Raw genomic sequence first — 19,736 nt, 5'->3', positions numbered from 1 at the left:
TCAATGCGCGTCGGCGTTCTTCTGTGATGTGGCCGCCGGGACCAAATGAACCACGTGAAACCCGTTCTCCCGCAAAAACCGCAGGAAGGCCGGCATCATGGCGGCCGTACGCGCCTGGGCATCGTGGAACAGGATGATGCCTTTGCCGGCGGCGGTGATGCGCTCCGTGATGAGTTTCAGTTCCTGATCCGGCGTCATGTCGTTCCAGTCGCTGGCCCAGAGATCGGCGCCGAACACGACGATGCCGCGCGACTCGAGCAGATCGAGCTGGGCCGGCGTGGACTCGAAATAGGGGAAGCGGAAGAACGGCGTCGACGGCGTCGTCGTCGCGACCCCGTGCAGCGCCATCTCGTCGGTGGCGATGCCGTGATCGATCTCGTACTTCGCCGCGTCGGCCGGGATCCGCGCCATGTACGGATGCGACCAGGTGTGGTGGCCGATGGTGTGACCCTCGCGGGCGATGCGTTTGACCATGTCAGGATGTTCGGCGGCGCTCCGGCCGACCAGGAAGAAGGTCGCGCGCACGCATTCCTGCGCCAGCGCCGCCAGCACCTTCGAGGTGGTCTGCGGGCGGGGACCGTCGTCGAAGGTCAGCACCACCTCGTGATCCGCGAGCGGCAGCGTCTGCGGAAAACTCTTCAGGCCGACGCGCGGCGTGGTCCTGGCATCGACGCTCATGACCCGCGAGGTGCCCAGCGCATCGCTGCGCGGGCAATCCGCGGCCTCGACTGAGCCGATCGCGGTGAGGGCTGCGAGAGCCAGGCCCAGCGTGATCGAGGTCCATTTCGGCCGCTGCATCTTTGCCATTGCGCTCCCGATTACGTTGAGGGTATTGCGTGACCGTCAGCCCCAAATGACCAACCTGTTCAATGGCGAGGCGTTCCATGGATGAACATATCGATGGCGCTGCACCCGCCGAGACATTGGTACTCGACCACGTCCCGATGCGCAATGAAGAGGGCGAAATTCGGCACGAATTCGTCGAGGAAATCGCCCATGCGATCGAAGCTGCCGACAGTGCCGCGCTGCGCGCCTGCGTTGCCGATCTGCACGAGGCCGACCTCGGCGACCTCATCGCGGCGCTCGCGCCCGACGAACGCGTCCGCCTGGTCGAGCTAACCGGCGCCGATTTCGACTTCTCCGCACTGAACGAGGTCGACGAGACCGTCCGCGAGGAGATCCTCGACGAGCTGCCGCCCGAGACCGTCGCCGAAGGCGTCCGCGAGCTGGAATCCGACGATGCGGTCGAGCTGCTCGAAACCCTCGACGAGGACGAGCAGGAGGAAATCCTCGAGAAGCTGCCGCTGCGGGAGCGCGTCGCGCTCGAGCGCAGCCTGCTGTATCCGGAAAACTCCGCCGGCCGGCGGATGCAGACCGAGTTCATCGCCGTACCGCAGGATTTCACGGTCGGGCAGGCGATCGACTACATGCGCGATACGCCCGATCTGCCGGACCGCTTCTACGAGATCTACGTCGTCGACAAGGAGCAGCACTGGCAGGGCGCGGTCTCGCTCGACGTTCTGTTGCGCGCGCGCCGCCCTGTGCCGCTCGCCGAGCTGACCGACGAGGACCGCCGCCGCGTCTCCGTCCTGGAGGACCAGGAGGAGGTGGCGCGCATGTTCGGCAAGTACAACCTCGTCGCGGCACCCGTACTCGACACCCAGGACCGCCTGGTCGGCGTCATCACCGTCGACGACGTCGTCGACGTCATCGAGGAGGAGGCGGACGAGGACCTCAAGGCGCTCGGCGGTGTCAACAGCGACGAAGAACTGTCGGACACCTTTCTGACGATTGCGCGTGCGCGCTTCAACTGGCTGCTCATCAATCTCGCCACCGCCTTCCTGGCGTCCTCCGTGCTCGGCCTGTTCGAGGGCCAGCTCGAACAGATGGTGGCGCTCGCCGTGCTGGCACCGATCGTCGCGAGCCAGGGCGGCAACGCCGCGACCCAGACCATGACGGTCGCGGTGAGGGCGCTCGCGACCCGCGAGCTCGGCTCCTCCAACGCCTGGCGCGTCGTCATCCGCGAGACGCTGGTCGGTCTCATCAACGGCGTTGCCTTTGCCGTGATCACCGGTATCGCCGCGGTGGCCTGGTTCAAGATCCCGGGCCTCGGCATCGTCATCGGGCTCGCGATGATCTGCAACCTCATTGCCGGCGCGCTCGGCGGCATCCTGATCCCAATGGCGCTCGAACGCGTCAGGGCCGATCCGGCGGTGGCGTCGGGCACGTTCGTGACGACGGTGACGGACGTCGTCGGGTTCTTCTCCTTCCTCGGCATCGCCACGCTGTGGTTCGGGTTGAAGTAGGAAGAGGTCGGGGACGCCGCTCTCTCGATTCGGCAATGACGGGGTGATGGCCGTTCACCCCTCTCGGGTGCCGGGCGCGCTGCGCCTTTAATCCCACCTTAAACGTACTGCCGCATCATCGCCGCGCTTGGGGGAATGAGCATGCGGTTGCGGCTGAAGGCGGACGGACGGGTCGTTGAGTTGCGGGACGGGCAAGAGTTTCCCGTCCAGCCGGTCGCGTCTGCGGTCGAGCCGCCGCCGGCAGAGGCCGGTTCGCTCGCGGTGCGTGATTTGCGCCGGCGTGCCTGTCTCACCCAGATGGAATTCGCCGCCAAGCTCGGCGTGCCCGTCGAGACCATCCGCAACTGGGAGCAGGGCAAGCGCGCCCCGCGCGGACCCGCTCGCGCACTGCTGGCCGTGATCGCGCATGCGCCAGACACCGTGTTCCAGGCGCTCGCCAAAGCCTGAACGCCTGACGCGAACCTCCCATTAGCGTTGCGCAGAAAGATCCGGCCCCGAGGCCGGCGTCCGCCGTTGCACTCTGGCGGACCGCGTCCATAATGATGCCAGCGATGACATCTGGGGCTGCCGCAACAGAGAGGATTCCTCATGCTGTTCGTCGAGGCCAATGGCGCAAGAATCCCGGCGATCGGGCTCGGGACCTGGGAGCTGAGCGGCCGGACCTGCGCGCGCGTGGTCGAGCAGGCGCTGCGGCTCGGCTACCGCCACCTCGACACTGCCCAGGTCTATGACAATGAGCGCGAGGTCGGCGACGGATTGCGCGCCTCCGGCGTCCGTCGCGACGACATCTTCGTCACCACAAAAGTCTGGACCAATCATTTCGCGCCCCACGATCTCGAACGGTCGGTCAAGGAGAGCCTGGTGCGCTTGAGGCTCCCCGCCGTCGACCTGGTGCTGCTGCACTGGCCCAATTCGCATGTGCCGCTGGCGGAGACGCTGGGCGCGCTGGCGCACGCCAAGCGGATGGGCCTGACCCGCCACATCGGCGTCTCCAATTTCACGGTCGCGCTGATCGAGCAGGCGGTCGCGTTGTCAGGCGAGCCGCTCGTCTGCAACCAGGTCGAATATCACCCTTATCTGGATCAGGCGAAGGTGAGAGCGGCCTGCGATCAGCATGGGATGGCGCTCGTTGCCTACAGCCCGATCGCCAAGGGCCGCATCAAGGCCGACCAGACGCTCGCCGGGATCGGCCGCGTCCATCACAAGACACCGGCACAGATCTGCCTGCGCTGGCTGGTGCAACAGAATGTGTCCGCGATTCCCAGAACGTCGCGTGTCGAGCGTCTGTCGGAAAACATCGAGATCTTCGATTTCGAACTCTCGGATGACGAGATGGCGCAGGTCGCCGCGCTCGCCAGCCCCAAGGGCCGTCTGACCGATTTTGGCTTCGCGCCGAAATGGGATTGAGGGGAGCCTGCTGTATGCTAGGAGCAGGCCGGCAACCCAAGATCAGGCGATGGAACGGCGGAAGATCATACGGACGGACATTGCGGCGTCAGCCATCGCGCATCTGACGCTGGTGGCGCTGATCATCGTGATCAGCGAGGTCCATCCGTTTCGTTCCGCACCGCCCGAGACTGTCGCGGTCGATATCGTCACGCCGGAGCAGGTGAAGCAGGAGGAGGCCAAGGCAGAGGAAAAGGTGCAGGAAAAGGCGAGGGAGAAGCCGCCGGAGCCGCTCCCCGAGCTCAAGCTGCCGAAGCTGGACTTCACCGACAAGGACAAGCCAGACGCTGCGCTGCAGCCTGCGCCGGCCAAGGAGAAGGCGGCGCCGCAACCATCGCCGCAGAAGCAGGCCTCGCACGAACCGCAGCAGAAGCAGCCGCAGCCTCAGCCGTCACAGCTGGCACCGCAACAGCCTCAGCCTCAGGCGCAGCAGCCTCAGCCCGCAATGCCACAGCCGGCACCGCCGGCCTATCAGGCACCGGCGCCTGACATCACCGTCAAATACCACGTGATACTGGGCCTGCCGCCCGAATTGCGGCCCGCGCCGAAAGACGCGCCCAAGGATGACGGCGGCGATGCCAAGGATTCGATCGGCGCCAAGTTGCCGCCCGAGGTCATTGCCGCGCTTCGCCGGCACCTGAGGAGCTGCTCGAAACTGCCGGCCGAGGTCGCACCGACCGATGCCGTGCACGTCAGGCTGCGTGCGGTGCTCGCCACCGACGGCACGCTGGCGCGCCCGCCGATCCTGATCGAGGCTCCGCCTTCGACGAAGGGCGTGGCCATCGTGCAATCAGCGATGAGCGCGCTGCAGGCTTGCCAACCCTACAAGATGTTGCCCGTCGACAAGTACGAGGAATGGAAGGTGATGGACCTGTCGTTCACGCCGCAGGATTTTGGGTCATGATTGGTAGCCCGGATTGCGTGGTTGCACCCGGCAAATAGCAGTCGCGTAGCGGACTTCGTCAATTGAGTGAACCGTAATCGTGTCTCACTTCCGTCCCCGCTCTGCGCGTTGCACGCTGCAGCGCGTCCGGGACACGAGAGGTGCATTAATGACCGCGCTTCAACCCCTCGTCACCCACCGCTACATCAGGCGCCATCGCCGCCCATGCACTGGACGCAAACTGCCGTCGCCAGGTCACGATCACCACGGCGGCCGTGGTCACGAACAGCACCCAGGGGCTGACGAACCAGCCGAGATAGCCGAGCGCGAAGAAGAAGGCGCGCTGGCCCCGGTTGAAGTGGCGGCCGGCGGATTCGAACACCCGCGTGGTGCGGAGGACATGGGCCTCGGCCTCCGGCGTGTCGCGTTGCGTAGCCGGCGGCATGCCGCCGTAGAGGATCGCGACATAGTTGAACAGGCGGTAGGCCCAGGCGAACTTGAAGAACGCGTAGACGCAGATCAGTACCAGGCCGACGCATTTCAACTCCCACATTGCGGGCGATGTGCTGAGGTCGATCGGCAGCTTGCCCAGAATGGTGATGGCGTCGTTGGTCGCGTGCAGCAGCGCCAGCGCGCCGCCGAGCGCGAACAGACTGGTCGAGGCGAAGAAGGCGGTGCCGTTCTGGAGCGAGGCCATGATCTGCATGTCGACCATGCGTGCCTCGCGGTCGAGCAGGCGGCGGACCCAGACCTCGCGGTAGCGGTTCATCCGCGCCGACAGGCTGTTGCGGCCATAGGCGGAATGCTCGAGAGTTGCGGCATAGACCAGCCATTCGATGATGAAGAAGCCGACGGCGGTGATGTCGACCCAATGCCTGGTCATGTTTCTCTCCTCGCGAGATTGCAACGATTGCCACGCAGGTTGAGTTGCGGCAACGATTGATTGGCGGCAGGCGATGGCGTTAAAAGCAGCCGCATCCAAGAGGACTTACGGAAGGACCCGTGACATGGCAGCGCTCAAGCTCGCGATCGGCAACAAGAACTATTCGTCATGGTCGATGCGGCCTTGGCTCGCGCTGCGCGCCAACGACATTCCGTTCGTGGAGACCGTGATCCCGCTCTACACCGACAATCCCGCGGACAAGGAGCAGATCCTGTCCTTCAGCCGCGCCGGCAAGGTGCCGGTGCTGGTCGACGGCGACATCACGGTGTGGGATTCGCTCAGCATCATCGAGTACGTCGCCGAGCGTCATCCCGAAGTGAAGCTGTGGCCCGATGACGTCGCGGCCCGCGCACTTGCCCGTTCGGTGTGCGCCGAAATGCATTCCGGCTTCATGGCCTTGCGCAACGAATGCGGCATGAACCTGCACCGTCCCGTGCGTCCCGTGATGCTGTCGGCGGACGCCGAGGCCAACGTCGCGCGCGTGCAGGAGATCTGGTACGCGTGCCGGACCCGCTACGGTGCCGGCGGGCCGTTCCTGTTCGGCCGCTTCGGCGCGGCGGATGCGATGTATGCCCCGGTCGTGCATCGTTTCCGGACCTACGCCATCGAGGTCACGCCGGAGACGAAGGCCTACATGGACACGATGATGGCGATGCCGGCCTTCCAGGAATGGACCCGCGATGGGCTCGCCGAAACGCTTGTCATCGAAAAGTTCGAGACCGTGTAGTCAGGATTTTGATTGAGCGCCGCTTGACGGCACGCACGCTTGCGGCGCTCAATCCGAGTGAAACGATCGGCAACGAGAGGGACGGCAATGGGAATCCTGGACTCGCTGGAGAACAATCCCGCGCTGCGCAGCGCGCTTGCCCAGCTCGGCGCCGCCGTCCTGCCGGCCGTGATGAACGAGGTGCTCGGTAGCAACAATCAGGGTGGCCTCGGTGCGATCGTCGCAAAGCTCCAGCAGGCGGGCTTTGGCGATCAGGTCAAATCCTGGCTCGGCAACGGGCAGAACCTGCCGATCTCGGCCGACCAGCTGCGTGCCGTGCTCGGCAACGACACCGTCCGCCAGCTTGCCGCGCGCTACAACATCCCGGTCGACCAGCTGGGCGAGATCCTGGCCCAGGAACTGCCCAAGGCCGTGGATCAGGCAAGCCCGCAGGGCCATCTGCCTCATGGCGCCTGAGGCCTGGTTCCAGCGGTCGTCCAGGCCGGTTCGGTTCCCATTATCGTCCTGAAAAGACTTCAAAATTGGTACATTGCCATGCTCGCATGAGGCTGGTCAAAAACGCCGCATGCGTGCTATACAGCGGTCGGGTTTCCAGCCGGCCTCGCAGTGGGACCACGGGCGAGGCAGGCGTTGTTTGAGTGATGGAGAGGGTGTTGAAGCACAAATTCCCGATTGGAACGCGCGTATTGTTCACTGCCAGCAACGTCGCGCGCCCGGCAGCGAGTGGCTCGTATGAGATCATCCGCCTGCTGCCGACGGAGGGCGACGACTGCCAGTACCGGATCAAGAGCTCGACCGAAGCGTTCGAACGGGTTGCCAAGGAAAGCCAGCTCGCTCAGTCCTGAGGCGCTGACCAATCATCCGCTCGCCGTCAAAAGGCCCGCTTCACCTCGACAAGGTGGGCCGGGGGCAAGTTGCCGACTCGCGGTGCTCGCTTGACCATTCGCTTTCAGCTCGCGTGAAGGGACGTCGCGCATGGACTGGGCATGGGCCTCGTCGCTCGACCAAATCTGGCGCTCAGCGGCCTTTCCGATGTGGATGACTCTGGCGGCTGCCGGCTTCTTCGGATTGATCCTGCTGATCACGCTGCTGCGCGCCGAGAAATCGGTCGCCAACGGCGCGCTGACCGTCATCACGCTGCTCGCCATTGCCATCGCGGTGGCCGCCACCGTTCGCGTCTATGGACCGGCGGGAGAGGCCGCTCCAGCCGAGGCGCGCGCTCAGGCTGCGGTGGTTGCGAGCCTGCCGGCGCTGTCCTGCCTCGACGATCTCGCCGGTGATGCGGTGGCCATCGGCTGCGAGAAGGCGCTGTTCGGCGCGCCCGACGCTGCGGCTGCCGCCGTCGCCTACACCGCGGCCAGGATAGACCGGCTGACCGCGCTCGGCGATGCGGCGACCGCCGACAAGAGCCTGACCTTGGACATGAGGGTGCTGCGCAAGTCGCTGGAGCGCGATCGCTACGGCCTCGTCGCGCAAGTGCTGGTCGCGCGCAACGGCTGCACCCAGTTCGATTGCGCCGTCTTCCGCTCGCTGACCGATCAGCAGCAGGTCGCCGCCAATATGGACGTCCATCTCTACGATACTCTGGTGGCACGCTATGCGCCGACCTGGAACGCGCCCGCTGCTGCGCCGGCGATGCCAGCCTCGGGTGCTCTTGCCGGCCTGCCGCCATCGATGCCAACGGGCAAACCGACCAATGCGGAGTTCCCGAGCGCCTCGTCGACGCCGCCGGTGAGCATCATGAATCCGGAGCCGCCGACGGCGGCCACGCGCCAGGCACCGGCCGGCAATGCGACCGCAGCGCCTGCGCCACGTGCCCCGGCTGCGACCTCGGCACAGGCCGCCGCACCAGCGGCCCCGGCTGCGAAGAAGCCGCCGGCGCCGAAGGCTGCGCGGGCGCCCGCCGCTGCGCCGGTTCCGCTTGCCCCGCCGCCGAGCTCGGCTCCCGCGGCTGCGGATAACAACTAGTTCGGCTTTGAAAACCTGCAGCTGGCCCGCTAATGCTGGGCCATGCCACTTCATCTGATCAAGCTTGCCGTCGGCTGCGACTCCGTCAAGGAATTGAAGGGGTGGATCGCCGAGCGGATGCAGACGGCCAAGAAAAAAGGCCTGCCGCAACACCACATCCACATCACCCGCATGGTGCCCAAGCGCGACGCCGAGATTCTCGCGGGCGGATCGCTCTATTGGGTCATCAAGGGCGAGGTCGCCGCGCGCGAGAAGATCATCGGCATCGAGCCGTTCCGCGACAAGGACGGCATCGGGCGCTGCCGGATCGTGATGCAGCCGAAGGTGATCCCGGTGTCGCCGCGGCCGATGCGCCCGTTTCAGGGCTGGCGCTATCTCACCGACGATTCTGTGCCGCCCGATCTCGGCAAGTCCGCTGCCGGCACCATCGCGGCGATGCCGGAGCCGATGCGGCGCGAGCTGCGCGATCTCGGACTGCTCTGAGGCCGTCTCGGCTATCGCACCGCGATATTGTCGATCAGCCGCGTGGTCCCGAGCTTGGCCGCGACCAGCATTCGCAACGGCCCGTCCTTGCACGAGGTGACAGGCGCCAGCGTCTCGGCATGACGCGCTTCAAAATAGTCGAGCGCAAAGCCGGCCGCCTTGATCGCCACCGCGCCGCGCGCCATTGCGCTCGCGATTGTCTCGCCGGCCAGGATCCGCCCGGCGCTGTCCTTCATGGTGCGATAGAGGGTGGTGGCAATCTGCCGCTCCTCGGGCGAGAGGTAGACGTTGCGCGAGGACATCGCGAGCCCGTCGCGCTCGCGCACCGTGCGGGAGCCGATCACCTTCACGCCAAGGTCGAGGTCGCGCGCCATCTGCGTCACCACGCGCAATTGCTGAAAGTCCTTCTCGCCAAAGACCGCGACATCCGGCCGGCATTGCGTGAACAGCTTGCCGACGACGGTGGCGACGCCGCCGAAGAAGTGTGGGCGGAAGCGGTCCTCGAGGCCGGCCAGTGCCGGCCCCTCCGGGACGATGCGCGTCGCAAAGCCGTCCGGATACATCGCCTCGACGCCGGGGTGCCAGACGATATCGACATCCTCGGCCGCTAGCTTGGCGATGTCGGCCATCCAGGTGCGCGGATAAGCGCCGAGATCCTCGGTCGGGGCGAATTGGGTTGGATTGACGAAGATCGACACAACCACGCGGCTCGCGCGTCGCTTCGCCAGGCGCACCAGCGACACATGCCCGTCATGGAGCGCTCCCATGGTCGGAACCAGCGCCACCGTGGCCTTTCGCTTGCGAAGATTGTCGACGGCGCGTCGCAGGGCGGGCACCGTGCGGATGATCAAGGGGCTTCGTGACATCTGGACTCAGGGATCGCTGGGTGGGCGCAGCCTGCCGCGCTCGCGGCTAACCTTAACAAGCGGCGGTCGTGGACGCCATGCATCGACATGCGGCACAGCATCCCCCGTTGCGAGGATGTCGCGCCCTTGCGGGCTGGATCACAGACGCGACACCGCGACACGATTCAGGATGAAGACCAGCGCACTGTGATTTCGTCATCCTGTCACGCATTTCACTTGACCGCAGACGCGGCCAACTCGAAGATATTGTTTAGGGGTGTTGAGGATCGCCATGCTTGTGCAGGCTAGCCAAAGCCAATCCGGCTCGGCGCATGTCGTCGTGCTCGGCAATGAAAAGGGCGGCTCCGGCAAATCGACCACCGCCCTACACATCGCAGTTGCGCTCCTGAAGGCCGGTCAGCGCGTCGCTACGATTGATCTCGACTGCCGCCAGCAGAGCTTCACCCGCTACATCAACAACCGCTCCGCCTGGGCGCGCCGCACCAAGCTCGGCCTCGAGCTGCCGACGCATCGCTGCATCAAGCTCGGCGAGACCATGCAGGTCGCCGAGAACGAGAATTCCGAGTTCCTTCAATTCATGGAGGCGGTCTCGGCGGTCGAGAGCAGTTTCGACTTCATCGTCATCGATACGCCTGGCACCGACAGCTACCTGATGCGGTTGGCCCATTCGATGGCCGACACGCTGGTCACGCCGATCAACGACAGCTTCCTCGATTTCGATGTGCTCGGCACCGTGGATCCCGCCAATTACGCGGTGACAGGAGAAAGTCATTACGCGGAGATGGTGCGCGACGTCAGGCGCAAGCGCCGCCAGCTCGATGGCTCGACCACCGACTGGATCGTGGTGCGCAACCGCCTGTCGATGCTCGGCTCCCGCAACAAGCAACTCGTCGCCGAGGGGCTGAAGGATCTGTCGCTGCGACTGGGCTTCCGCTACGTCGACGGCTTCGCCGAGCGTGTCGTGTATCGCGAGTTTTTTCCGCGCGGCCTGACGGCACTCGACGAGATCGACGAGGCCACGCTCGGGATGCGGCCCAATCTCGGCCACCTCACCGCGCGGGAAGAAGTGACCAGCCTGCTCCGCCAACTCAAGCTGCCGCTCGACGAGCGTGGCCGTCGTCGTGCGGCAAATCGCGCCGAGTGGTTCAGCCAGGTCGACAAGCCGCTCGAGGTTCACGACATCCTCGGCGCCTGATGCGGACGGTATAAAGCTACTTCTAGTCGAATAAAGCTGCCGGTTCCCGCGGGAACTGCGGCCGTACTTCGCCGTTTTCATTGCAAGTTTACCGCGAAATTGAACCCCATCTAGATCGGTTGCGTCGGATGGTAACCTCCACCCTGACGCAGACTTCTGGGAACGGGATGCCCAAGAAACGTGTGCGGCGCACAACGAAAGGGCTGCCAGTTCACAAAATTTGGCCTTCCTGTCACGCGGCTGTGACATATATTAGGGAATAGGCGCGAAGGGGCCGAAGAGCTCCTCGAACAACACGATTTTCAACAGGGATCAGGTCGCAAGACCTGAGGCTGAGGACGAAAATGAAGCGTGGAATTGCCGTTCTGGTTTCTGTCGGAGCCCTCTGCGGCGTCGCCTATTTCACGGCGAGCAAGTGGGCCATCAAGCACGAGACCATCACCTTCTACGACGCTTCGCGCGACAACCGTCCCGTGCCTGTCGACATTGCGATCCGTCGCGACAAGGAAATGCAGGCTAATGCCGGCATGATCACCATGCCGGTCGCAGTGATCAATCACGGCAACACCGTCAAGAACACCGAGTACGGCTTCCTCGCCAATGCCTTCGCCGCGCGCGGCTATCTCGTCGTCAGCCCGCAGCATGATCTGCCGACCGATCCGCCGATGGTGACCAAGCCCGGCGAGATCTATGTCGGCCGCCTGCCGCAGATCCTGCGCGGTGTCGCCAACATCCATCTGGCGATGCAGGAGATGAAGAAGGTCCAGCCCAACGCTGACTATGCGCGGGTGACGATGGTCGGCCATTCCATGGGCGGCGACATCACGATGTATTTCGCCAAGCAGTATCCGGACGAGGTCAAGAAGGTCGTGACGCTGGACAATCTCCGCGTGCCCTTCGTCACCGCCGGCAAGTTCAAGATCCTGTCGTTCCGCTCCAAGGATCCGCAGTTCAAGACGGATCCGGGCGTGATCCCGACCGATGAGGAGTGCGAGAAGGCCGGAATTCAGGTCGTGAAGACCGACTTCCAGCACAATGACATGCGTGACACTGGTCCGGATGGCGCCAAGAACTCGATCCAGAGCATGCTCGATAAATTCCTCACCGACACCGACAGCGCGATCGCGCCGGTCGACACCACGTCGTCGCCGCCGAAGGTACTCGAGCCGGGTCCCGTTGCCCTGATGTCGCCGGCCAAGAGCTGATCGATCCGCCCCTCGCGGGAATTACCTTCAAAGCCTCCGTTGGCGTCGGCCTGCGGAGGCTTTGCACATTGACCGGGCAGGGCGCGCTATCCACATTGGTGGTGTGACACCAAGTGCGACCCCAGATGCCCGGCGACCCCATTAAACCGCGCCCAAGCGATGCCGTCTCGGCGCGCGCCGAAAGCGAAAGCGACGGTGCGTTGCCGCAGGCAAAGACGTCGACTTCGGAGGACGTCGCGGCCTTCGTCGCCAAGGCGCGTGCGCTGTCGCCGCATTCGCCGGGCGCGAAGGGCCGCCTGATCTTCGCGCTGGATGCGACGATGAGCCGGCAGCCGACCTGGGACATGGCCTGCGCGCTTCAGGCGGACATGTTTCGCGAAGCGGCCTCGCTCGGCAGCCTCGACATCCGGCTCGTCTACTACCGCGGCTTCAACGAATGCCGTGCCACCGGTTGGATCTCGGACAGCAGCAAGCTTGCGACGCTGATGAGCAAGATCGATTGCCGGGGCGGCGACACCCAGATTGGCAGGGTATTGACCGATGCCCGGCGCGAGGCGGTCGCATCGGGTGTGCGTGCCGTGGTCTTCGTCGGCGACGCCATGGAAGAGAAGGTCGATGCGCTCTGCGCCAAGGCCGGCGAGCTCGGCATGCTGAAGGTGCCGGTGTTCCTGTTTCAGGAAGGCCATGATGCGATCGCCGAACCGGCGTTTCGCGAGATCGCGCGCCTGACCGGCGGTGCCTGGTGCCGGTTCGATCCGGGCGCGGCGGCGCAATTGCGCGAGTTGTTGCGGGCCGCTGCGGCCTATGCCGCCGGTGGCCGCGAGGCATTGTTGAAACTGGCGAAGACGGCGAGCGGCGCGGCGCAGCTGATCGGACAGATGAAGTAGCAGGTCAAGCCCGAGCAGCCTGCGGCGGAGGCGGTGCGGCGACGGGTAGCCGAGCGCTGCTGAGACGCCGGCCGTGACTAAAGGCTGCGCCGACGGTGAACAGGATGAGGGCGGCGAGACGCGAATAGGGCTCTGCGGCAATCGCGATCAGCAAGGCAGAGACGTGCCATCGCTCCTGCGATGACGACGCGACCGTCGTTACGACCGCGCGCTCCGGAATGATTGGGCAGAGTGCTTATCGGCAAAAGAGCCTGTCGTGTCACCCTCCCGATCATGGACGGAGGGAAGGACACCATGCTTTTTGACAAGAGGGCGACTATATTCCCGCCATGACCCTGATTGCCGGCCTTGTCGCTGTTATCACGCTTTATCTGTTGCTCCAGATGTTCCGCGCCGCCAATCCGGCGGTGCTGGCGCGTGCCATCAAGGTTGGGGGCGGCGTGGTCGCGCTCGCGGTGGCCGCCTTCACGGGCTTGAGGGGCGAACTGGCCGTGGCGATCCCGCTCGGGATATTTGGCGCCGGACTGCTCGGCTGGACGCCGTTGGCGAATGCGGGCTTCGGCAATATCGGCGGCCTGTTCGGTGGCGGCGCGACGCGCTCGTCCAGCCAGAGCTCGCGCGTGCGCTCGCAATTCCTGGACATGCGGCTCGACCACGATTCCGGGCAGCTCACGGGTCAGATCGTCGCCGGGCCTCACGCCGGCCGCGGTCTCGACGAGTTCGATCTTGCAAGCCTGCTGGCGATGGTCCCGGCGTTCGACGCCGAGAGCGTCGCCTTACTTGAAAGCTATCTGGACCGCCGGTTTCCCGCTTGGCGTCAGAACGCGCAGGGCAACGCGGCAGGGGGGCAGCGTCGCACGGCGTCGAGCGGCAAAATGACGGCGGAGGAGGCCTATCAGATCCTTGGCTTGCAGCCTGGGGCGGGGCGCGACGACATCAGCCGGGCGCACAAATCCCTCATGAAGAAACTGCATCCCGACCAGGGGGGCTCGACGTACCTCGCTGCCCGTGTAAACGAGGCCAAGGATACTCTGCTTCGTACGCATAACGGCTAACTCCGGCACCACGCTACAAACGCCCGTACCGCGTGAGCTCCGCTGGCTCTGTTTGCCGTCGCCCCGATGCCCGCCATTGTCGGCGTGGTCGATCCCTTGAGTAAAAATTTAACCGTAAATTGTTGACGAGAGGTTGTCGTGCAGCAGCCTCAAGCGCCACCGCATCCCAAAAACAAAAATGCCCGCGCAAGGCGCGGGCATTTTGTTCGGACGGGTCAGCAGATCAGTTGCGGACGGTCATGCAGGAGATGTCGGCGCGCTTCAGCGTCTTGCACACCGCTTCGGCCTGGTCCCGCTCGAGCCCGGCAAAGCGGGCGCGGTAGAGCTTGCGATTGTCCCTGGCGACGACGGGCTCGGTGAACGGATCGGCCCTGCTGAGCAGGCCGCGGGCCGAGCTGCGGGCGGCTTCAATGCGCTGCTGGGCCTCGCTCTCGCTCTCCAGTGCGCCGACCTGGACGATCCAGCCGCTATGGCTGGCGACCGGCTTGGTGGTGGCGCTCATCTGGATCGGCTGCGGTGACGGATCGGCGGAGGCGAGCTTGGCGACCGGGGCGGGCGCCGGGGCAGCGGCAGTGGCCGCCGCCGGCAGCACGCCGAGGATGCCGTTGCCGGTGCCGAAGCCGGCCGGCTGCTGCGGCATTTCGGTCCGGGCGACCTCGGCCCGGGCGGGCTCCGGCTTGTTGATGATGTCGGCTCTGGCGACGACAGCGCCGGAGGTCTCAGCGACGTCGGTGCGGGACGAAATCGTGTTGGTGACCTGCGGTGCGACCTGGGTCGGGGCGGCGGACGCGACCTTGACCGCGCCGGCCTTGACCTGAACCGTCTTGACCCGGACCGGCTTCATCGGCTCGGACGAACCAGGAATGAGGGAGAGCGGCTGGCTCGAGATCACGCCATTGGTGAGCGGCGCCGGCTCGATCTTGGACTCCATGGGCCTGGCTTCGGGCTTGGGCTGAGCGGGCGGCATCGCGGCGGTCGCAGCTGCAAGGGCCGACAGGCGCGAGGCGGGACGCGGCGCGGGTGCCTCGGGGGCAGGGGCGGCCGCGACCTGAACCGGCGCAGCGGGACGGGCCGGGGTATCCGAGGCATCGGCGACATCGGTGCTGGTGTCGGCGCTGTTGCGCTCGGTCACCGCCACGACAGTGTGGGCAGTCGCGCCCTTCTCGAGGTTCTCCGCGAGCAGATTGCGCATGATGGCGTCGCGCGAGCCGCCGCTGCGGCCGCCGAGCACCACACCGATCAGATGGCGGTTGCCGCGACGCATCGAGGTCACGAGATTGAAGCCGGAGGCCCGGGTGTAGCCGGTCTTGATGCCGTCCACGCCCTCGACGCTGCCGAGCAGGTGATTGTGGTTGCGGATCTGCTCGCCGCGCCAGGTGAATGACGTGGTCGAAAAATAGCGATAGTAGCGTGGGAAGCGCTCCTGGATGGCGCGGCCGAGTGTGGCCTGGTCGCGCGCGGTCGTCACCTGCTCGTCGTTGGGAAGGCCGTTGGCATTGCGGTAGACCGTCTTGGACATGCCGAGCGCGCGCGCCTTGCGCGTCATCATCGCGGCGAAATCGTCCTCGTCGCCGCCGATCGCTTCGGCGATCACAACAGCCGCGTCATTGGCGGAGCGGGTGACGAGACCCTTGATCGCGTCCTCGACGCGGATGGTCTGGCCGGCACGCAGATTGAGCTTGGTCGGATCCTGGTCGGCGGCGTGCTGCGACACCGGCATCTCGGTGTCGAGCTTCATCTTGCCGGATTCGAGACGCTCGAACAGCAAATAGAGCGTCATGATCTTGGTGAGCGAGGCGGGATGGCGAAGCCCGTCGGGGCTGGTCGACTGGAGCACCGAGCCGGAATTGCCGTCGACGATGATCGACGCGAATTTCGGGCTAGAACTCTCGGACGCTTCGTGCTGCACCCGGTGGTGCGCGTAATGGCGCCGATGGCGTCGCGCATCAGCGGCATCGGTCGTGAAGATCACGGCTGTGGTGACCGTGAGAAGCCCGAAAACGCCAACCCGCGCCAGGCGCGAGGAAGACCAGTTGTTACGAAGCATGGAACCCCGTCCCCGTTTGTGACTTGATCACCGGCTCGTGAGGCGAAATTGTGCCCTGCGGACCCGGGATCATTACCTGCTCAAGCTGTCTCTCCGCTGGTGCTCGCCGCGGGAGACGTTGGGCCTGAACCGCTGTTCTGGCTAAGGTGATGTTCTCAATCGGCTTTTGACCGTCTGCGGAAGTGAACACGTCCAGGGAATCAAGGTAGGGTGCCGCGGTTTCCAAAAGCTTAAGAAACCCTTGCGGGAAAGCCCGGGAATCTCTGTAACTTGCAATGATTTTTGTGCGTCGCACAAGATTCTTGACTTTTTTGTGCGTTGCACTAATTGTAGGCAGAGTCAGGGAGCCGGGGCTTCCGGACGCGAGCCAGGGAAAAGGATTCCAAGATGTTCAAGGTTGAAGACTTTCAGAACTACGGGAAAGAGCATTTCGAGACGTGCGTTGCTTCCGCGACCTCGGTGCAGCACGGCCTCCAGGCGATCGCCAGCGCTTACGGCGACTACACCAAGAAGTCGTTCGAAGACACCAAGTCCTTCGTCGAGAAGCTTTCCGGCGTGAAGTCGCTGGACAAGGCGATGGAAGCCCAGACCGATTTCGCCCGTTCCGCCTATGAGACCTTCGTCGCGGAATCGCAGAAGATCGCCGGCCTCTATAGCGACCTCGCCAAGCAGGCGTTCAAGCCGGTCGAAACGGTCGTGTCGAAGTTCACCCCGGCCGCCCAGTAATTTTCTGAACTTCTCGAATCAAAAAGCCCGGCTGAACCAGCCGGGCTTTTTTTTGCGAGCGGCTTCACGTCAAGAAGTTGGACATGAGGCTCCCGGCACCGGCGGCGTCGTCCCGCTCGTGATCGTCGGGACAAAGCTCGTTTGGCGGGGATACAAGTAGTAGCTGTCGCTGAGCGAAACCGTCCCGCTGATCGTGTAGCCGAGGTTGGGCGTGTAGAAGTATGTCGCCTCACCGAGGATGAGCCCAGCTGTCGTCGGCACCCCCGTCAGGGATGTCGGCAGGGTGACGGTCGTCCCGGCGGTTCTCGCGGTGCCGTTGAGTGACTGGCTCCAGATCACTTTGGCTGTGAGGCTATCGCCTGTCGGCTGCACCTCCGTGACGGTCACCACGGCCTTGGAGATGTCATAGGGTGACAGGACTTTCGACGAGGCGTTGAGGATGCCGCTGACGTCGGACGTGGTCACGCACTTATTCTGCGACAGGATGTCGGCGATGGTATGCACCGTAGCCGTCACCTTGACGTTGATCGAGAGCGCGTTGCCGAGTTCGACTCCGCCCATGCAAAGCAGCAGCATGAACGGCAGCACGATGGCAAGCTCGATGGCTGCCACGGCATTTTCGTCGGCCCGGAATTCCCTCAGGCGCATGGGCAAGCGGGTCATTGATAGGGCTCGTTCTGGAAAGCGGCGGATGCCGTGATCTGGCGATTGCCGTTGGGCAGGTTTGCAAGGGTAAAGCCGAGCGGTCCCATGAAGACCGGCCATTGGTAGATCACCGCCAGGATGACCTTGTCGCTGGGGCCTCCCGGGTTGTAGGGCCAGCTGTTGGCGACAGTGCCGTCGGCATTGAAAGTTAATGTTGGTGCAGCCGCGCTCAACGCCGACCAACTGCTCCCGGACTGAACGCTGATCATCAACTTGTTGCAGTTGAAGATGATACGGACCTGCGAGCAGACCAGGGTCGAAAATTGGGTCTGCGTCATGCCGGCCGCCTGTACCTGGCCGGTCATGACCTGGCGCGCCGACTGCTGCACGACCTGCTGAAGCAGCTGCTGGCCGAAGAAGACCAGGAAGATCTGGATGATTCCAACCAGCAACGCGATGAACACCGGCGCAACCAGCGCGAATTCGACGGCGTTCGCGCCGTCTTCGTCTTTGCGGAAAGTTGCGAACAGCTCGCGAAGGCGTCGCTTTCCGGATATGGCTCGCAACTCGGGCATGACGTTAGCTCAGTTGGTCAGGTGAGGGGCCGTTTCCACGACCAACAGGAACAGTTTCTTGAGTGCATCGGCGATGTCGCCGCCCGATTGCACGCCGTAGTACAAGCCAGGCGATGCACAGGCTTGCGCATTCTGCGCGATCTGTCCGGTCTTCGAGTCAGGATTGTTGAACGGCGCGATATAGCTGTTGTACCAGCTGTTGGTCGGCAGCGGCAGGTACTCGGTATAAAGCACCGCGATGCGAATTCCCCGGTTCTTGATCGTCGTGCATATCGACGTGTTGATCGGCTGCTGACACCGATACTTGGAGCCGTTGGCAAGCGGCGTGCCGCTGCAGGAGGACTTCAAGGATACCATCTTGTCGTCAACGCCGTCGGTGACGAGGAACACCACTTCCTGAGGCGTGTCTCCGGTTTGATTGGACCCGCCGCCGGGTAAGGGCATGAGGCTGTTGACGCTGGTGAGCGCGTTTTCGATGTCTGTGCCATAGTCGGTGGTGCAGCTTCCCGAAACGACGCAGTTCTGATGGTCGACGGTGAGAAGCGAAATATTGTTGGCGGCCTGAGTCCCGGCAGTCGTCAGGTCGGCGGACGGCAGTCCCGAAGGCGCATAAATCGTGTTGAAGCCGTAGTCGAATGTATAGATCGCGGCCTTGTAAGTGTTGTTCTGCGCCGCCTGTGTGGCTTTCGCCGTGGTCATGAGACTTGCGGTCGCCTGGGCCACGAGGTCGATGCGCAGCGTGATGTTTTTGTTGCGTGCGATGGTGAGGTTGTCCGTGGTCGAGGAGTTGGCGCCACTGTCGAGGTTGGGATGCGCTTCATGACAAGCGAACGCGCAGTTCGCTGAGCCGGAGGGTTGGTTTTTCGTCGCGGCTATCATGTTGGTGATATCGCCCGGCGTCGCTGCAATTCCCATTGATGGCGAGTCGTCGAGCAGCAGATAGAAGTTGATGTTCGGCGCGCCGGAGGCGCTGGCCGTCGCTGCACCCCTGATCGGCCACACGGGGGCACCGAGCAATGTCGGAAAGGCGTTGCTGGAGTTCGCGGTGTAGCTGACGGTCGCGGTGCGCACCAGACCGATGTTGCCGACGTTGACCGTCAGGACGGGATTCCCGGTCAGGCCGCCGGCGATTGCGTTCGCCGTCGCATTGAAGATATTCGTGGCGGTCGTCTGTGCGACGGTCGTGCTCTGGGCCATCATCGACGGGGTCACGGCTGCGATGGCAGCGGCATCGGCTGCGGCGTCCAGCTGCGACTGCCGGCGTTGGGCCTGGGTGTAATCGAGCGTCATGCCCAACAAATAGATGGTCGGGAACAGCATGATCGCAAAGATGACGGCGACGTTGCCTCGCTCGCCGGCGGCAAAGCGGGCTAGGCATCGACGAATGCACCGGGCGGCGGGCAGGCGAAACATGACGTTCCCCGAAATCTCTGGCTTTGCCTCATTTCAGGGAGCGCGATTGAATATCAGGTAAACTCGACCGTACAAAACCGGAGTTGGAGGCGCGCAAAAGGTCGCGTCCCCTTTGCCGAAGCGTTTTTGGTTAAGGAGGTGAAACCGAGGAACGGATTGTTTTGTCAAATCGTTCCGGATTGATTAACCTTGGTCAGGATCGCCGGGCTGGGAATCGGGACCGACGCGGCCGTATCGGCTGGACCTGCGCACGCTTGCGGCGAGCCGGGGGCGGGCCCATATTCCCTGCGACCGACCCGGCTTCGACCGGAACCGGTTGGAAGCGGCGATCCAATAAGGCGGTGCGCCGGCGCTAGGCTCTCGACT

21 protein-coding genes are annotated in these 19,736 nt (G+C 64.3%); 14 read left to right on the top strand and 7 right to left on the bottom strand.

Annotated features, from left to right (window positions below):
* On the bottom strand, positions 1-807 hold the full coding sequence (locus tag K3F49_RS00565; protein ID WP_234678850.1) for a polysaccharide deacetylase family protein: 807 nt from the start codon (positions 805-807) through the stop codon (positions 1-3).
* 77 nt (positions 808-884) lie between these two features.
* Here K3F49_RS00565 and mgtE point away from each other — a divergent pair, with 77 nt between their 5' ends.
* The 4 genes from mgtE (at position 885) to K3F49_RS00545 (ending at position 4,656) form a co-directional block, all read left to right on the top strand.
* Positions 885-2,306, top strand: a complete 1,422-nt coding sequence (gene mgtE / locus K3F49_RS00560; RefSeq protein WP_234678849.1) for a magnesium transporter — start codon at positions 885-887, stop codon at positions 2,304-2,306.
* Between the two features lie 135 nt (positions 2,307-2,441).
* Positions 2,442-2,753 carry a helix-turn-helix domain-containing protein gene (locus K3F49_RS00555; RefSeq protein ID WP_148777091.1) on the top strand — a complete coding sequence of 104 codons (312 nt, stop codon included), beginning with the start codon at positions 2,442-2,444 and terminating at the stop codon, positions 2,751-2,753.
* Between the two features lie 141 nt (positions 2,754-2,894).
* Positions 2,895-3,713: an aldo/keto reductase gene (locus K3F49_RS00550; RefSeq protein WP_234678848.1), complete on the top strand. Its 819-nt coding sequence runs from the start codon at positions 2,895-2,897 to the stop codon at positions 3,711-3,713.
* 49 nt (positions 3,714-3,762) lie between these two features.
* Positions 3,763-4,656, top strand: a complete 894-nt coding sequence (locus tag K3F49_RS00545; RefSeq protein WP_234678847.1) for a hypothetical protein — start codon at positions 3,763-3,765, stop codon at positions 4,654-4,656.
* Positions 4,657-4,801: 145 nt separating this feature from the next.
* Here K3F49_RS00545 and K3F49_RS00540 read toward each other — a convergent pair whose 3' ends face one another.
* The gene (locus K3F49_RS00540) at positions 4,802-5,518 is read right to left on the bottom strand and encodes a DUF599 domain-containing protein (RefSeq protein WP_234678846.1); all 717 of its coding nucleotides are present in this window, start codon (positions 5,516-5,518) and stop codon (positions 4,802-4,804) included.
* Positions 5,519-5,642: 124 nt separating this feature from the next.
* Between K3F49_RS00540 and K3F49_RS00535 the strand changes: the two genes are divergently transcribed.
* The 5 genes from K3F49_RS00535 (at position 5,643) to K3F49_RS00515 (ending at position 8,756) form a co-directional block, all read left to right on the top strand.
* Positions 5,643-6,305: a glutathione S-transferase family protein gene (locus K3F49_RS00535; RefSeq protein ID WP_234678845.1), complete on the top strand. Its 663-nt coding sequence runs from the start codon at positions 5,643-5,645 to the stop codon at positions 6,303-6,305.
* Positions 6,306-6,392: 87 nt separating this feature from the next.
* Complete coding sequence (locus K3F49_RS00530) at positions 6,393-6,761, top strand: YidB family protein (protein ID WP_234678844.1); 369 nt, start codon at positions 6,393-6,395, stop codon at positions 6,759-6,761.
* A gap of 185 nt (positions 6,762-6,946) precedes the next feature.
* Complete coding sequence (locus K3F49_RS00525) at positions 6,947-7,150, top strand: hypothetical protein (RefSeq protein ID WP_234680544.1); 204 nt, start codon at positions 6,947-6,949, stop codon at positions 7,148-7,150.
* Between the two features lie 130 nt (positions 7,151-7,280).
* Positions 7,281-8,273 (top strand): hypothetical protein, encoded by a 993-nt coding sequence (locus tag K3F49_RS00520; RefSeq protein WP_234678843.1) that lies wholly within the window; start codon positions 7,281-7,283, stop codon positions 8,271-8,273.
* Positions 8,274-8,315: 42 nt separating this feature from the next.
* Entirely contained in the window at positions 8,316-8,756 is a 441-nt protein-coding gene (locus K3F49_RS00515; RefSeq protein WP_234678842.1) for a DUF1489 family protein, read from the top strand.
* A gap of 11 nt (positions 8,757-8,767) precedes the next feature.
* Here K3F49_RS00515 and panC read toward each other — a convergent pair whose 3' ends face one another.
* Positions 8,768-9,622, bottom strand: a complete 855-nt coding sequence (gene panC, locus K3F49_RS00510) for a pantoate--beta-alanine ligase (RefSeq protein ID WP_234678841.1) — start codon at positions 9,620-9,622, stop codon at positions 8,768-8,770.
* 271 nt (positions 9,623-9,893) lie between these two features.
* Here panC and K3F49_RS00505 point away from each other — a divergent pair, with 271 nt between their 5' ends.
* The 4 genes from K3F49_RS00505 to K3F49_RS00490 all read left to right on the top strand — a co-directional run bounded on the left by K3F49_RS00505 (position 9,894) and on the right by K3F49_RS00490 (position 13,964).
* The gene (locus K3F49_RS00505) at positions 9,894-10,817 is read left to right on the top strand and encodes a division plane positioning ATPase MipZ (RefSeq protein ID WP_234678840.1); all 924 of its coding nucleotides are present in this window, start codon (positions 9,894-9,896) and stop codon (positions 10,815-10,817) included.
* Between the two features lie 344 nt (positions 10,818-11,161).
* Positions 11,162-12,022: an alpha/beta fold hydrolase gene (locus tag K3F49_RS00500; RefSeq protein ID WP_234678839.1), complete on the top strand. Its 861-nt coding sequence runs from the start codon at positions 11,162-11,164 to the stop codon at positions 12,020-12,022.
* 125 nt (positions 12,023-12,147) lie between these two features.
* Entirely contained in the window at positions 12,148-12,909 is a 762-nt protein-coding gene (locus tag K3F49_RS00495; RefSeq protein WP_234678838.1) for a VWA domain-containing protein, read from the top strand.
* 329 nt (positions 12,910-13,238) lie between these two features.
* Positions 13,239-13,964: a DnaJ domain-containing protein gene (locus tag K3F49_RS00490; protein WP_234678837.1), complete on the top strand. Its 726-nt coding sequence runs from the start codon at positions 13,239-13,241 to the stop codon at positions 13,962-13,964.
* Positions 13,965-14,187: 223 nt separating this feature from the next.
* Here the strand turns inward: K3F49_RS00490 and K3F49_RS00485 are convergent, their stop codons facing one another.
* Positions 14,188-16,011: a D-alanyl-D-alanine carboxypeptidase gene (locus K3F49_RS00485; protein ID WP_234678836.1), complete on the bottom strand. Its 1,824-nt coding sequence runs from the start codon at positions 16,009-16,011 to the stop codon at positions 14,188-14,190.
* A 387-nt stretch (positions 16,012-16,398) separates the two neighbouring features.
* Here K3F49_RS00485 and K3F49_RS00480 point away from each other — a divergent pair, with 387 nt between their 5' ends.
* The gene (locus K3F49_RS00480) at positions 16,399-16,737 is read left to right on the top strand and encodes a phasin family protein (protein ID WP_148754857.1); all 339 of its coding nucleotides are present in this window, start codon (positions 16,399-16,401) and stop codon (positions 16,735-16,737) included.
* Positions 16,738-16,806: 69 nt separating this feature from the next.
* Here the strand turns inward: K3F49_RS00480 and K3F49_RS00475 are convergent, their stop codons facing one another.
* From K3F49_RS00475 to K3F49_RS00465, 3 genes are read right to left on the bottom strand one after another with little or no spacing between them, the layout of a single operon-like run.
* The gene (locus K3F49_RS00475) at positions 16,807-17,400 is read right to left on the bottom strand and encodes a TadE/TadG family type IV pilus assembly protein (RefSeq protein WP_234678835.1); all 594 of its coding nucleotides are present in this window, start codon (positions 17,398-17,400) and stop codon (positions 16,807-16,809) included.
* On the bottom strand, positions 17,397-17,957 hold the full coding sequence (locus tag K3F49_RS00470) for a TadE/TadG family type IV pilus assembly protein (RefSeq protein ID WP_234678834.1): 561 nt from the start codon (positions 17,955-17,957) through the stop codon (positions 17,397-17,399). The genes K3F49_RS00475 and K3F49_RS00470 overlap by 4 nt, the downstream gene beginning before the upstream one ends.
* 9 nt (positions 17,958-17,966) lie before the next feature.
* Complete coding sequence (locus K3F49_RS00465) at positions 17,967-19,370, bottom strand: TadE/TadG family type IV pilus assembly protein (RefSeq protein ID WP_234678833.1); 1,404 nt, start codon at positions 19,368-19,370, stop codon at positions 17,967-17,969.
* Between the last annotated feature and the right edge of the window lie 366 nt (positions 19,371-19,736).

This window comes from Bradyrhizobium monzae (assembly GCF_021458635.1).
Classification (GTDB): Bacteria; Pseudomonadota; Alphaproteobacteria; order Rhizobiales; family Xanthobacteraceae; genus Bradyrhizobium.
Note: the sequence above shows the minus strand (reverse complement) of the source record. Positions and strands in the feature narration are given on the sequence as shown.

Excerpts from the sequence above, each read along its gene's own strand:
- K3F49_RS00550 (WP_234678848.1), top strand. The coding sequence starts at position 2,895 with ATGCTGTTCGTCGAGGCCAATGGCGCAAGAATCCCGGCGATCGGGCTC.
- K3F49_RS00525 (WP_234680544.1), top strand. The coding sequence starts at position 6,947 with ATGGAGAGGGTGTTGAAGCACAAATTCCCGATTGGAACGCGCGTATTG.
- K3F49_RS00490 (WP_234678837.1), top strand. The coding sequence starts at position 13,239 with ATGACCCTGATTGCCGGCCTTGTCGCTGTTATCACGCTTTATCTGTTG.
- K3F49_RS00545 (WP_234678847.1), top strand. The coding sequence starts at position 3,763 with ATGGAACGGCGGAAGATCATACGGACGGACATTGCGGCGTCAGCCATC.
- K3F49_RS00565 (WP_234678850.1), bottom strand. The coding sequence starts at position 807 with ATGGCAAAGATGCAGCGGCCGAAATGGACCTCGATCACGCTGGGCCTG.
- K3F49_RS00480 (WP_148754857.1), top strand. The coding sequence starts at position 16,399 with ATGTTCAAGGTTGAAGACTTTCAGAACTACGGGAAAGAGCATTTCGAG.
- K3F49_RS00465 (WP_234678833.1), bottom strand. The coding sequence starts at position 19,370 with ATGTTTCGCCTGCCCGCCGCCCGGTGCATTCGTCGATGCCTAGCCCGC.
- K3F49_RS00540 (WP_234678846.1), bottom strand. The coding sequence starts at position 5,518 with ATGACCAGGCATTGGGTCGACATCACCGCCGTCGGCTTCTTCATCATC.
- K3F49_RS00475 (WP_234678835.1), bottom strand. The coding sequence starts at position 17,400 with ATGACCCGCTTGCCCATGCGCCTGAGGGAATTCCGGGCCGACGAAAAT.
- K3F49_RS00500 (WP_234678839.1), top strand. The coding sequence starts at position 11,162 with ATGAAGCGTGGAATTGCCGTTCTGGTTTCTGTCGGAGCCCTCTGCGGC.
- K3F49_RS00495 (WP_234678838.1), top strand. The coding sequence starts at position 12,148 with ATGCCCGGCGACCCCATTAAACCGCGCCCAAGCGATGCCGTCTCGGCG.
- K3F49_RS00520 (WP_234678843.1), top strand. The coding sequence starts at position 7,281 with ATGGACTGGGCATGGGCCTCGTCGCTCGACCAAATCTGGCGCTCAGCG.
- K3F49_RS00530 (WP_234678844.1), top strand. The coding sequence starts at position 6,393 with ATGGGAATCCTGGACTCGCTGGAGAACAATCCCGCGCTGCGCAGCGCG.
- K3F49_RS00505 (WP_234678840.1), top strand. The coding sequence starts at position 9,894 with ATGCTTGTGCAGGCTAGCCAAAGCCAATCCGGCTCGGCGCATGTCGTC.
- K3F49_RS00535 (WP_234678845.1), top strand. The coding sequence starts at position 5,643 with ATGGCAGCGCTCAAGCTCGCGATCGGCAACAAGAACTATTCGTCATGG.
- mgtE (WP_234678849.1), top strand. The coding sequence starts at position 885 with ATGGATGAACATATCGATGGCGCTGCACCCGCCGAGACATTGGTACTC.
- K3F49_RS00485 (WP_234678836.1), bottom strand. The coding sequence starts at position 16,011 with ATGCTTCGTAACAACTGGTCTTCCTCGCGCCTGGCGCGGGTTGGCGTT.
- K3F49_RS00470 (WP_234678834.1), bottom strand. The coding sequence starts at position 17,957 with ATGCCCGAGTTGCGAGCCATATCCGGAAAGCGACGCCTTCGCGAGCTG.
- K3F49_RS00515 (WP_234678842.1), top strand. The coding sequence starts at position 8,316 with ATGCCACTTCATCTGATCAAGCTTGCCGTCGGCTGCGACTCCGTCAAG.
- panC (WP_234678841.1), bottom strand. The coding sequence starts at position 9,622 with ATGTCACGAAGCCCCTTGATCATCCGCACGGTGCCCGCCCTGCGACGC.
- K3F49_RS00555 (WP_148777091.1), top strand. The coding sequence starts at position 2,442 with ATGAGCATGCGGTTGCGGCTGAAGGCGGACGGACGGGTCGTTGAGTTG.